Genomic DNA, 13,029 nt, shown 5'->3' with positions numbered 1-13,029 from the left:
TTACTTGAACTCTACCTCAGTCCGATTGTCAAACAACATCGGTTCGGTATCGAGAGGACCTGCGACTCCGCCAACCAGACAATCGAAGCAGTATATTGCTGTGAGTGTCTCTCCGTGGACACCCTCCTCAAAGAATCCGCCTTCTTGAGCAGCCTGTTGCTCAGTCCACTGCCCCTCAGTCATAGTCTCGAAGTCTGGTTCATAAACCAGCTTGTGGGTGCCGACTAAGACAAGCGGCTCTGAGCAAACGGGACATTCCCACTCAGACGTCTCAGAGTACCCCTCCTGAACGAGAGACATAGCCTTCGATTTGAGGTCAGCGAATTCTTCCCCTTCTTGGATCGCAATTTCTCGGTTGAATAGGACATCGTTCACCCCATTTGCGACGGCAGACCAGAGGTTGTCATGAATCGCAGAAAGATACTCACGGCTCATCGAGTCAATCTCTCCAGCTCGTTTCTGTACTTCCCATACCGTCGGGGTCCCCTTCGTATACTCCCAGTAGACTGTCGAGAGAAGACTCATTACGAAAGCCTCCTTGACGGACTTGAGCTCTCTAACTCGATTATACCACTGCTCGAATGTCGGTTCATCAAGCTCAGAACGATCATAATCAGATGCAATGATGACCGGGATGTCGAGCTCCTCTTTTCGACCGTCATTGTCGGTTATAGCAAAGACGAGGTCGATACTTCCGGGCGTGCCCCATCCAACCGCCCCATTGGTTTCGTGCCCGTGTTTGAAGAAATTCTTCAGGTCCTTCTCGACTTCCAATACCATCTTCTGCCCCTCATAGATGACCCGGCAGTCGCCACGTCTTCCTCTCACTTCCTTGTCGAGGTCGCCAGCAATCTCAAAGCCGTAAGCCTCGCTGTGCCCCTCGAGATAGTACCGGACCCAGTACTCTTTGTCCACCGAAAACTCAGCATCGGCTTCTGATTGCGCGACTGTCTCGCGGAAGCCATCCAATACTCGCTGCCCTCGCTCCTCTGACGTTTTAAGTCGAAACGGACCTGGTGAGCCAGTCAGAAGACCGTCAATCGTCTTGTTGCGCGTCAATTCCATTGATTTGAGCTATTCTTGTCGAGGTGTATTACATTGGCGCAGGTATGTCAAATATATTACGTTCATCTGAGGTCTGGCGTCGGGACAAATACAGCGGGAAATTTGCCTCTCAGATTCGCCTGAGTTTGTTTTCCCCTCAATGGGTGAGGGGTTCGCCGTGCTGGCGAATCTCCCGAAACCGGTGATCAAACATGCGACGAAAAACATCTACGAAACGAGCTTCGATGACGCAGTCTGGCGTCCAGCGTTTTTCCCAGCAGAACTCTCAACCGATAGCAGCTGACCACGATTGACGTCTACGTTCAGTCCCCACTCAAGGTCATTCTCCTTGATGTCCAGATCCTGCTGAACGAAGTAGACGAGTGCATGTGGTTTCGGAGTCTCCAAGAGAATCGCCTCGCCGAGTGCGCCGTAAAGCTTTGCCCCCACATCGAATGTCCACGTGTCCCCGTCAATCTCGGCTGGTTCTTTGATCGACGGGTTGTGGTCGGCGAGAAGATATGCGTCGATATCCTTCGGTTCGTTTTGTGGGACGGCTTGGATTCTAAGTGAGCCGTCCGAAGCTGACAATTGACGAGCGTAATATTCAGCGTGTTGTCTCGATCCGAAATTGAGGAGGCGACCGCGGGAGTCGACAGTCTCTCGAAGCTGGCCATTCACGTCGAGCGCCACGGATTTTACTTCGACCGCAAAGCCAGTCCGTTCTCCCGGTTCGATCAGGTCAACGGTGTGGTCCGTATCGGGGCCCTCGCTATCACCCACCCGTTCGACGAGACTCCCGTTCTCGAACCGAAGTTGAAACGTATCTGGTTCGTCATTATTGATCGCATTTTCCTCTGTAGGGGTCGTCATTCTCGCTCTTGGAGGTACTCCGTTCGTTCGAGTACTTCTTTCTCGAACTCGACAATCCACTTCTCAAACGATGTGTCTTCTTTTTCAGTGCTGAGGATTCGTTCAATGAAGCTCTTATCTGTGCTATCAACCGTTGGGTTGGCTGTTCGAACTGAGATATTGGCGCCCTCCGGCTGTTCACCCGCCTTTAGGAGTGCAAATGCTCGATCGACGATGACAGGATCGTAGTCTCGCCTGAGGAACCCAAGATTGTTCGTCCACAATCCAGGACGGCCATCCTCTAGCTGATCAACATGATAGGCGAGCTGAATCGTCGTAATGCAGCACAGCGTCGCCAGTCCATCGATATTAGCATCGGCAGCACACTCTGTAATTTGTCTCCAGCCGTCATCGATTGATCCTTCGACAAATGGATACTCTTCTTCGGAGACACGATAGCGCAGGACCGTTTCTGTGAAGTTAACGTATTCTCGCCAAAAGTTTCGAAGTGGCTCTGCCTCATTGGGGAGTGTCCACTTGCGCCCCTCAGTTGGCGAGACCCAATTGATATCTTGGTTTTCTACGTCAGGACCATACCGGTCAATGAGGGCTTCGAATATTTCAACAACCTCTCGCCTGTAGTAGTCCCCGACGAGATGGTGGGTTACATTCGAATCCGGCCTACGTCGCAAAAGAACCGTCATTTGGAAATTCAGTGAATGAAAGACCGCTCGTAACGTCGGGTAGCCGGCATCGTTCGCTGTGGATTTCGTGAGCTCAAGTAACGATTCTTTGATCGGATTTCGAAGACGATTCCCTTCCCACGTTAACGGAGCTGCATCGAACGCATCTGCGAGTCCCTCAGCAGCAGCCTCGGTGATATCAGTGAATCCACGGTCAAGCCCGTTCAGAGCTACCGCCTCGATATCTTCGATCGCATTCGAAACCAAGTCGTACTGTTCATGGGAGTAAGCTTGCTCCAGAATCGGCGGAACATACTCCATGAGGATCTCGGTCGAAACAACCGTTGCATACTGAGCAGCGTCCCCCTTAGAGCGCTCGCTCTCAAGATAACCGAATGTCCGTATGAGTACTACTCGAAGCCCACCAATTCCCTGTTCTGCGGTCTGGTATTCGCCCAGTTCAATCGCACGAGCAATAGTCTGATACAATGGACGAATCGGATGCACCTCGATCTCCCGGAATTCCGCAACTGAATCTGGGAGGTATGTGTTAGGTGCAAGTTCTCGTTCGATTAATACGGAAATGAGATTGTCGGGTGAGCTGCGTTGGATCATCATCCGTATAAATTGATATAGCGCAACGGTCGAGATAGAAGCAAACGCAAATGCGACTCCAATGGCCGCGTTCGTCAGGCGGTCGTTCTGTACCGGGAGCGAATAGACGACGAGCAGATTAAACGCTATTGCGCCAACGAAGAGAGCGAATGTCGTTCGGAACAGCGGCTCCTTGACGAAGAGCGAGGTGAGACGAGCTGAGTACCGCGTCACAACGAGTTGCAAAGCGACGACGGTCACGGAGAAGACGATTGCTAGAACTGAAGCTTCGGCAGTCGCCAGAGCTGTCAGCAACGTCCGGCTGTTCTCGCTTTCCACAGGCAGATTGAGGAGAGCTGTCAGCGTCGCGAATACCGTAGCCGTAGCGACCGTAAAGGCAGCATATCGAAATAGTAGATGATTAGACCATCCCCAGAACAATCCCCTCCACTTCCGCAAATTCATGTATTCACTCTCATAAAGGAATTAGCACTATTGTTTATATGTGACGCATTCCGCTCATGTTCTCTCTGATACAAGTAATCCAGACGTGATAGAGTAGGAGCTTCGGTGGCTCTCAGTAGATCGCGACTCTGTCAAAACAGAGCTAGTTGTATTGTTTAGTACAGGAAGTCCATTAATCGGTCAGAACAAGGTTCGCCGCTTGTCAGATCTATAGCGACCAGATATTCGCAGCTACCTCTATAAATTCGTGCGCTGTTGGACAGATTCAAGATTCCAGTCATTGGAGCCCTCCACGAGTAACAAACAGTAAAGTAGGTTGATTTTGTTGACCGCACTATGGACATTTCACCTGACGGCGGGAAGACGCCACTCCCTTCCCTCTCCCATCAACTCTCGCCGGCAGAAGTAAACATGGATTTGACCATGTGCGGTCTCTTAGTTGAGCGAGCGGAGGAACTCGCTCGTCTCTATGCGGAGCAGGGAAATTGGAACGAGGTGAAAGAGCGATGGTTCGATGAACGGCTGTCAAACCGGAGCACACGGGGGAGTTCACAGAAGATTTTTCGCGTATTGACATCCCGATTCAAGAATGCACCGACGACACTCCCGAAGCCAAGCCTTCTTCCTGAAGTGTTTGAGCACTGTGAGACGGCACGAGACAAGGCACAAATTCTCTACTTCTATCTTGTTTCCGACGATACCCTGGTTCGATACGCCGTTCACGAATACAGCAATCGTCTTGCTGGGGAGAAGTCGGAACCATTGGACTTCTCAAATGAAACTCTCCAGGATGTCCTCAACGGACTCACGTATACCGATGGCAGCAGCTTCGAGTATGCAGAATCGACGACGGAGCGGTGGTGTGAGGGGCTCCGGTCAGTGATGCGTGAGATTGGTGTTCTTGAGGGGCAACGAACGGTGACGGGATACACCCCAGCTGTAGGAACTGTACCGCTACTTGTCGCAATGGACTATTCGTATGAAACCGGTGACGAGGACTGGATTACAGCCCCACGAGGGTTACTATATCTCTTCCAACCAGAGAAACGCTGGGAGGAGCTCTTCGACCGTGTTGCTAGCACCGATGCGTGGGAGTATCTCGAACTCCACGGCAACCTAAATCTCCGTCCCACCGAAGAACCGTATGCATGGATACACCCTGGGAGTGATAGCTAATGGCTGATGCAAGTTGGTTCGATGATCTGCCGGATGATTTCGAGGAATCGATACGCATCGATCGGAATGAGCGCGATCACCGTCGGCACGCTATCCAATCATACCATATGACGACGGACTCCCAACGGTTTGTTGGGGACTTCGTCGACCGGATGCTTGGACGAGCAGATGACATGCGAACAGGGTCGAACTATTGGCTCTACGGCTACTACGGCAGTGGAAAGAGCCACCTCCTCACGGTCCTCGATGGATTACTTGATTCCAAGTGGCTCGATGGACAGTATGATGAAGTCTGGGACGACCTCACACAACTAGAAGCGGACAGCGCAACGCAGTTACGCGACCACTGGCGGACGATTCACCAGGATTACCACGTAATCCCCATCTCAGTTAACCTCCTCAAATATCAGGGACAGAAACAACGGAGCTTCAGCGAGATCGTGCTCAGACACGCCCATCAGGATCCTGATCTGACTGGTGTCGACGACGACATTTCGGAAGGGCTCTCGTCACAGCTCAATGTCGCATATTTCGAGAAGTGGTTCCGAACAACGGATGCGTGGCCCGAGCGACAGACTCGGGCACAGGAGATCCTCAAAACTGTCACGACTGGATCTAGTGGGTACGACTGGGAGACAGGGGAGCTATGGAAGGACATCCAGAACTACAGTGTCCTGGCGGATGTGATTCTACCAAAACTCTTCGAGGAAGTCAACGAAACTCGGGATGGATATCAGGACCTCCAACCGTCGGATATCGATCCTGAGGAAGTGGTGACTCGATTAGACCGATTGCGGGCTAAGCGAGAAGCGGAACTGGAGAAACCAGTGAAGTTGGTATTACTGCTTGACGAAGTGAGTCTCTTCATCGGGACTGACTTCGAGCGCTTGACCGAACTTCAGACGCTGGCAGAAAATATCGACGATATCGGTGATGGCGACATCCAGCTCGTCGCCACTGCCCAAGCGAAGATCGAAGACGTACAACCGAAGTTCGCTGCACACGGCGCGGATTTCAGTATCGTCAAGGATCGCTTCCCCCACCGCTACCAACTGCCCAGCAAACACGTCGGCGAAATTGCGAAACGGCGTCTCTTTGCGAAGTCCGACCAAGGAGAGATCCAAGTCCGCGAGGTGCTGGAAAATGCTTCTGTGAAGCCCTCGGAATCACTGGTATACAACGAGACCAAGCAGAATACGAAACCGCCACTCGACAGCATCGATGCAGACACGCTCGTCGAGTTCTATCCCTTCCTCCCGTATCACGCTCCACTCTTTCTTGAGATACTATTCAACCTGAGGCGGGAAGCTAGCGATCCTGCCAAATCGATTTTCTCAGGCACAGCTCGCGCGATCCTCGCACTCATGCACAATCTGCTCCAGCGCTGGGTCGAGAGCGGTGAACCCGATCAGGTAATTACGTTAGTTGACTTCTATGACCTGATCAAACCTGAGCTTCGCGAGACGCTTGAGCAAGATGTTCGGGTTGTTGGAGAGCTACCAGACAATGATGACGACGATGGGGAGAGAAACGATGAGAAAGGGCGAAGTATTGCAGACGAAGTTGCAGACGGCAACCTCGAAGAGTTCGACCTGGAGGTGGCGAAAGCAGTATTATTGCTGCAGCACGTCCACGACATCGTTCCACTAAACGAGGGGAACATCGCTGTCTCCGTCATGTCCGATCTCAACGGGCAGTCGTGGATCAGTACGCAAAATCGAGTCGAAGAATCGCTCGACCGGCTTCAGAAATTCATTCGACCGACAGAAGACGAATCTGGTGCCCGATATCGGTTCGCTACGCAGGAAGAACGACTCATCTACGAGGACACAGAGGCAAACGAGGAGGACCCAGAGTGGGATGCCATTCTCAATGCGTTAGATGAGCATCTCTGGGAGCGAATCATTCAGGACCTCTCGCTGCCGGAATCTGTTCCATACGGGGAGTCCGGTGAGGAGTATCCTGTTGCATATGAATTCAGCCTTGATGGCACAGACTTTGAAACGACCACAGAAGCTGACGGGGGACTGGAAGTCCCGATTTCGGTCCAGGGTGTCCATCCTAACCACACACTACAAAACACGGACGAAGAGACGCTCTACTGGGAGATAGATACTGACGGGCTCGACGACCTGCGCAAGCATCTTATCGATTGGTGGGCACTCCAAGATGCGATTTCGACACACAATGCCCCACCTGCCGTCGAACGTGATCTCGAACGACGAGCAAGTGCTATCAGAAGTAAGCTCGTCAGCGTAATGCAGCGCGGCTCCTTTACCGTGAAAGACCGAACGGACATCGGGAATCTAACGACGGCAGTACAAACTGCTGTCGACGTCGGATATCCGGACGACTTCCATCCGATGATGCTCCAGGTGACTGCAGATCGGCTGCAGGAGCTCGCGGAGCTGTCTACTGAAGATCCGCTACCTGCCTGGGCACAGACAATCCAGGTACCGTCCTCGGACCCATCCGCGAACCAGGGGAAGAAAAGCATTCAGCGAAACGTCCTGTCGCTCACTGGACGACAGCTGAAGGACACAGAAGCCGGCCTGAACATGAATACGGTCCTCGATGGGATTACCGACGAAAAGCCGTTCTACGATGACGCTCGGCCCGCATTGTGTGCCATCATCTGGGGGTTCTGTCGAAAAGGACGCCTTGTTCCCGTCGACGAAGCTGGAAATACGCTTGAAAATGCGGCCGTACTCGATCAAGACCGGCTCTCGACAACGAGGCTGAAACTGCTTCCACGCGAGTCGATTGGGAAGCTCCTCGAAGCGGGCGGCTTCAAAGAAACCACAGAGACAGTCGCTGACGGACTAATCCACCTCCAGGAGGCGAACCAACAGCTCCGTGCCACGCTCACTGGCCTCCAGGAAGATATCCAACTGATTGCAGACACCGATATCCGTTCAGACGCTGTAGCCGGTTTGCTTGGCGCACTCATCGATGAACTAGCTGATCGTATTGCTGCCACCACTGACCGTCTTGCTGTCGTCAAGTCACAGGGCGATGGACTTGGCGACGCGATAGAACAGACCAACGACGAGCAAGACTGGCTCGACGAAGTCGTAGACGTCTGGAACCGGCGGCTAGTATCTCTGTACCGCTTCGATGCCCAGCTTGCCATCGGTGACATTGAGTTCGAATGGATCGATACCGATGCCCAGTCGCTGGTGGCGGAGCAGCGTGATGCGCTCACGACGTTCGACGGAAGTTGGTGGACGACCGATGGCTGGACAATGTTGGCTGGAGAAGCATCTACGGAACTCAGCGACGAACTCCAGCGATCGTGGGACGAATATGTCGACGAACAGGGCCTCCCGTCGTTTGTCGATCGCCTCGAAGAGCATCCGTGGATCGTTGATGCAACGGCACTTCCGGCAAGTGTACAGCCTGCGTTTGAGCGGACATACATCACGCCGCTCCGTGAGCTTCGTCGCTGGTACGAAACCATCGAAGAGACCGTCTCAGCACTCGACGCCGACAATGAGGATACGCTTGTTTCGGCGGCTGATGACATCGCCGACGTGCAGGCTCGTGCAGACGCCATTGACGGCGATATCGAGGGACTAGAGTCGAGGCTCGACCGGTTCTCGACAATCGTCGGTGATCAGACACCCGATGATGTTGACCGAATCGGAACCATTCCAGACGACCGGCAGGCTCTCAACCAGCGCCTCGAACGGCTTGTTGAGACCCGAGAACTAGATATTGAGCAGGTCGAGTCGGGGGTGATCATCCGATGACAGACTCACCGTATCTCGCGTTCAAAGAGAAGCTGTGTACGTTTGCCAATGGACAAGCCGGCATCCGGAATCCGTTCGTCATTGCAGCGGTCGACCCCTCGCTCGAGCATCGGGTTACGGACCGACTCAGTGCGTGGGCGAGAAGCGCCGATGAACAACCAGTCATCAAAGACGAAGTCTCGGTACAGCCGATTTGGCTCGACGAGCTCCTCCCGAAGACGAAGGTGTACAATCTCTCAGTAGCACTAGGCGGCGAGACGACCGCCGAGCGCATCGAAGAGACGATGCAAGATCGTCTCGCTGCGGAACTCGTCGAAGAGATACTGGATAACGAGATCGACGACGAACGACTGCAAACCCAACAACACGTCGTCTTACTGCTCAACCTCGGGAGTCTCTATCCGTTTACCCGTGCCTCTGAACTCCTTGATGAACTCGACCGTCAAAACGTCAGATCTACCATTGGCATCCCGTTCCCCGGCGACGTCGTCGGTGGGAAGTTGAGTTTCTTCGGCGGTGACTCACGGCACTACTATCCAGCCCATCAGATCGCCGAGCCGATCAAAGAGCAACATCTCCAACAATGAGTATCAAAGAGCTATTCCGTAGTGATCCGACGCGACAACTCGAAGAAGTCCAGAAAGTAAACGCCCAAGAGCGAGCGGAGACCGACGTCGCAGAGTTTCATGAGACTGACAGCGCAAAGCGTGTACTCACGGAACTCGGGGAAGTCATACAGACATACCCTGAAGAAGCACCGCGCTTTCTCTATCTCCACGCGACGTTCGGATCGGGGAAAACTCACCTGCTGAAGCTCATCGGTCTTGTTGCAGACAGTGAATCGGAATTCGCCAACCTTGGTGACGAATTGGCTCAACAGTGGCCTGGGTTCGATAACCTTGCCCGGTCGATCGACGAGTCACACGTCGACCGTCTTAAGCCAGTCTTCCTGAATCTCCTCGACCGGGACGCTTCCAAGGAACCACCTCTCCCGTTCCTTATCTTTGAGGCGATTGGTCGCGAGCTTGGGTACCCGACAGATCCGAACTGGCTGCTCGAGTGGGCCTGGACCGTCGATATGGAATACGAGGGTATCTGGAACGCGCTTCTCGACGCCGAGCACGACGGCCAAACCTTCGAGGACGTTCTCGAAGAACGGGCATCGTTGCGACGCTGGCTCTACGAGAGCCTCCCGTCATTGCCAGAGACAAGTGGGACCGATCTCGACAGCAAAGCCGGTATCAAAGCGTCCATCGAGCAAGCAGAACAGGATGTGAACCCAGAGTCGTTCGATCCAGGAGACCTAGTCAAGCGAATCGAGACCGCGACTGACGCATTGAACGAAAGCGGCCCACGAACTGAGTTGTTGTTAGGGCTTGACGAGGTTGCGCTGTTTGTTGGTGATAGCCGGCATCGGTACCGAGAATTCGAGGAGACGATGGAAGCCCTCCAGCACGGCCCGAATCCGGTCGTTGTCACAACTGGGCAGTATTCGCTACCGGCGACACGCAAGAGCCTCATCGGTGAGCCGGCGGACGAACACTGGACACACGAGCAGGTCCCGCTTGAAGGCGCTGACACGGAGATTATCGTCCGGAAACGGTGGTTGCAGAAAGATAGTTCAGGTAGTGATCGAGTAGCCTCACTCGTCTCGTCGATGCCCGATCTCTCTCTGGAGACGTATTCGCCAGTGGCGAGTGCTGACCCCGACCCAGTCGAGTCGTATCCATTCCGCGAGTACGATCTCACGCTGCTTCGCAATGTGATGCAGGAGTTGATCACGCAGGGGAGAGCGACGGATCGGGACTACATCCAAGGACGAGCGTTGCTCGTGTTAGTTCGGTCGCTCTTTACGAAATTCGACTGGGCAACAGCGGAGGCGGGGGCACTCGTCACGTGGGACGAGCTGTTCGACCTGTTGGTCGAAGAGACAACGTACGTCCCGCTGTGGGTGCAGGAGATGTTGGACAATACGTTGATCCCGACCTTCGACGGCGATGAGAACGCCTGGGAGGTCCGGGTGTCGAAAGCGCTGTACCTCCTCAACCAGACGCCAGCCGTTCCAGCAACGCCGGAGAACCTAGGGCGGCTGATGTTCGATGACGTCCACTCCTCTGTCCATGAGACAGTTGAAGCGACCGAATCGGCGCTGAACACGCTCGTGGATAAGCGAAAGGTTCTCACTGAAACCAACGACGAAGGGGACGAAGTGTACACGCTGGTCTCGGAAGAACAGGAAAGCATTCTCAGCCGAGCCCAAACCAAAGCCGAGCAGATTTCGCCCCACCAACTGTCTGCATGGCTAGAGACGCGCCTCCGAGAAAACGACGACTTCTTCCGGAGTGATAGTAGCCGTCACGAAGTGGATGTCGGCGACGAACGGCGCGTCCCGCTCCGATATAAATACTCTATCCTTGACCCGGTTGGTCGAGCCCCAACAACGGAATTCGATGCCATGCGGATTCGGGTGTTGGCCGACGCTCCTGATACGGTTACTGAGCAGGTCGCAACGTGGAAGGACGTAAATGATGGGCGAGGCGGTGGCGAACACATTCTCATTGCCATCGAGGTGCCCGAGACGACGCTTGACAGGATTCGGAACGTCCTCGGCATGGGGAAGGTCCTCGAGGAAGAGACGGAGACACACGAGGAACTTGAACGGGAATATCGGACTGATAAACGTCAATTGGAATCTTCGGTGAGCGATCTCCTTGAAAGTGCAGCAGTCCACACGGTTCACGAGTACCGGGGAGAGCGCCCAAGTGTGCTCGAAGAAGTCGTCGAAGACCAGGTACATTCGGTCTTCGGGTCGACTCGGAAGGTTCTGTCCCGCCCACTCGTCGAGGTCGACGATGCGAAGGGGTTAGCAAAGTTCTTCCAAGGCAGTAATGAGTGGCCACTGGCCGAGAGCGATGCAGTCATGTTGGGGGTAGACACCTCGGAGCGGACAATCGGTACCAGCGGTTGGTGTCGGGAGTTTATCGACGAATACGAACAACAGAGCGCAGTTGATGTCGACACGTTGCTCCAGCAAACCCGCACGGCAAATGGCGACTATCGAGGAACGCCTCAAGAATCGATCGCAGCATTGCTTATCACGCTCGCGACATCCAGCGAGAAGGTTGCGCTCAAACAAGACACCGAGTACGTAACCGACCCAGCAGCGATCGGCCGCCAAGTGCGTACAAAGAGTGGGCTCACGTCGTTGCAGGTGCGGTTCGGTGTTGATACGGTCAATCCCAAGGAAATCCGCACGGTTGTCTCGACTCTCCTCGGTCACGATCCGGACGGCGACGACCCGGACGCATGGGTTGCCGAACTCGGTTCCTGGGTCGACGAACACAGTGTTCTCGTCAAACGGACGTTCAAGGGCGTCTCCCGGGAGTTTGATGTCTCTCTGGATACACTCGAAAGCGCACTGTCGCCGGCATACAGTGGTGGAGAAATCACTACCTCGGATCTTGTGACGGATGGTGTCACATCGGAGGCTGAGACGTTCGCAGACGCGCGTGAACTCTTTGCCGTCGACGATGGTGAGAAATCGCTCTGGGCGCAGTTTGCAGAGATGCTCGAGTTGATTGAGTCGTTGTATCCCCACGCTACAGTTACGTCACGAATGCAGACTACGGCCGAAAGTGGATCCGTGCCCACGAAGGAGACGGTGATAACCCGGATTGCAGATGCGAGCGGCCACCGTGTTGATGTCCTCTCTGAGCAGTACCGCCGAATCACTGGTGAGGCGGTGGACAAATCAGACCCAACGGAGATCTGTGGAGACCTTACAGCATGGGTGCGGGAGAACGAATCGTCGGTTCGTACACTGCTTGATGACGCTACAGACACGTTCAGTAGTGTTTCCTTCGACAGTATCGATCAGGTGTTCGAGACTGCGTGGGATGGCGACCACATAGACGAAGCAGCGCTGGTCACCCAAAGCGTTCGACAACAGATAGAGACATACGAGAACGTCCGCGAAATTCTCGATGGCGAACCGAGTCCGTGGGCACAGCTGGAATCGGCAGGGGACACTCTTCGTACAGAGCATCCAGACTCGCCGACGACCGAGGCCGTAGAGACCGTGCTCGAGTCATCGCAGCCACCGTCGCTGCAGCGAGTCCAGCAGCTCATCGAGGAAGCAAAAGATCCGAAGCCACCTGGTGCCGATGACGATGTCTGGGCAGAGCTACAACGTGTCGCCGAGGACCTCCGTCAGGAGCTCTCCAACTCGACGATCACTGATGAAGTGACCGCTGTCGTTGACGCTGACGAGCGTCCGACCGAAGAGCGGTCAGAAGAGCTCCTCGCAAAAGCGAAGACAATCTTGGATCGAATGCGGGCAGTTCAGGAGCAATTGGATGATCTTGCTGACGACGAAATCGTGCTCATTGACAAAGTCGAGAAGTAGCGAATCAACTCGTTGTAGAACGTGACTGCACGCTTGGCGCTAGAATTATAAGTCTCGA

The 13,029-nt window shown here is 54.2% G+C and carries 7 protein-coding genes; 4 read left to right on the top strand and 3 right to left on the bottom strand.

The window, feature by feature from the left end; translation table 11 throughout:
- The 3 genes from E4S61_RS15420 to E4S61_RS15410 all read right to left on the bottom strand — a co-directional run bounded on the left by E4S61_RS15420 (window position 1) and on the right by E4S61_RS15410 (window position 3,638).
- Window positions 1-969: a hypothetical protein gene (locus E4S61_RS15420; RefSeq protein WP_209309516.1), complete on the bottom strand. Its 969-nt coding sequence runs from the start codon at window positions 967-969 to the stop codon at window positions 1-3.
- Window positions 970-1,272: 303 nt separating this feature from the next.
- Complete coding sequence (locus E4S61_RS15415) at window positions 1,273-1,827, bottom strand: hypothetical protein (protein WP_167768528.1); 555 nt, start codon at window positions 1,825-1,827, stop codon at window positions 1,273-1,275.
- Between the two features lie 86 nt (window positions 1,828-1,913).
- The gene (locus E4S61_RS15410) at window positions 1,914-3,638 is read right to left on the bottom strand and encodes a DUF2254 family protein (protein WP_135304851.1); all 1,725 of its coding nucleotides are present in this window, start codon (window positions 3,636-3,638) and stop codon (window positions 1,914-1,916) included.
- Between the two features lie 336 nt (window positions 3,639-3,974).
- Here E4S61_RS15410 and E4S61_RS15405 point away from each other — a divergent pair, with 336 nt between their 5' ends.
- From E4S61_RS15405 to E4S61_RS15390, 4 genes are read left to right on the top strand one after another with little or no spacing between them, the layout of a single operon-like run.
- Entirely contained in the window at window positions 3,975-4,814 is an 840-nt protein-coding gene (locus tag E4S61_RS15405; RefSeq protein ID WP_135304850.1) for a BrxA family protein, read from the top strand.
- Window positions 4,814-8,566 carry a hypothetical protein gene (locus E4S61_RS15400; RefSeq protein ID WP_135304849.1) on the top strand — a complete coding sequence of 1,251 codons (3,753 nt, stop codon included), beginning with the start codon at window positions 4,814-4,816 and terminating at the stop codon, window positions 8,564-8,566. Before E4S61_RS15405 ends, E4S61_RS15400 begins: the two co-directional genes overlap by 1 nt.
- Window positions 8,563-9,153, top strand: coding sequence for a BREX protein BrxB domain-containing protein (locus E4S61_RS15395; RefSeq protein WP_135304848.1), 591 nt, complete (start codon window positions 8,563-8,565; stop codon window positions 9,151-9,153). Before E4S61_RS15400 ends, E4S61_RS15395 begins: the two co-directional genes overlap by 4 nt.
- Window positions 9,150-12,971, top strand: a complete 3,822-nt coding sequence (locus E4S61_RS15390) for a hypothetical protein (protein WP_135304847.1) — start codon at window positions 9,150-9,152, stop codon at window positions 12,969-12,971. The genes E4S61_RS15395 and E4S61_RS15390 overlap by 4 nt, the downstream gene beginning before the upstream one ends.
- Window positions 12,972-13,029: the final 58 nt, after the last annotated feature.

It is taken from the genome of Haloarcula amylovorans (assembly GCF_004681185.1).
Classification (GTDB): domain Archaea; phylum Halobacteriota; class Halobacteria; order Halobacteriales; family Haloarculaceae; genus Haloarcula; species Haloarcula amylovorans.
The sequence above is the reverse complement of the archived record's forward strand: the minus strand, read 5'-3'. Positions and strand labels throughout refer to the sequence as shown.

What these genes read in the sequence shown, in the direction of transcription:
- E4S61_RS15390 (WP_135304847.1), top strand. Translation starts at nt 9,150, where the DNA reads ATGAGTATCAAAGAGCTATTCCGTAGTGATCCGACGCGACAACTCGAA.
- E4S61_RS15395 (WP_135304848.1), top strand. Translation starts at nt 8,563, where the DNA reads ATGACAGACTCACCGTATCTCGCGTTCAAAGAGAAGCTGTGTACGTTT.
- E4S61_RS15400 (WP_135304849.1), top strand. Translation starts at nt 4,814, where the DNA reads ATGGCTGATGCAAGTTGGTTCGATGATCTGCCGGATGATTTCGAGGAA.
- E4S61_RS15410 (WP_135304851.1), bottom strand. Translation starts at nt 3,638, where the DNA reads ATGAATTTGCGGAAGTGGAGGGGATTGTTCTGGGGATGGTCTAATCAT.
- E4S61_RS15405 (WP_135304850.1), top strand. Translation starts at nt 3,975, where the DNA reads ATGGACATTTCACCTGACGGCGGGAAGACGCCACTCCCTTCCCTCTCC.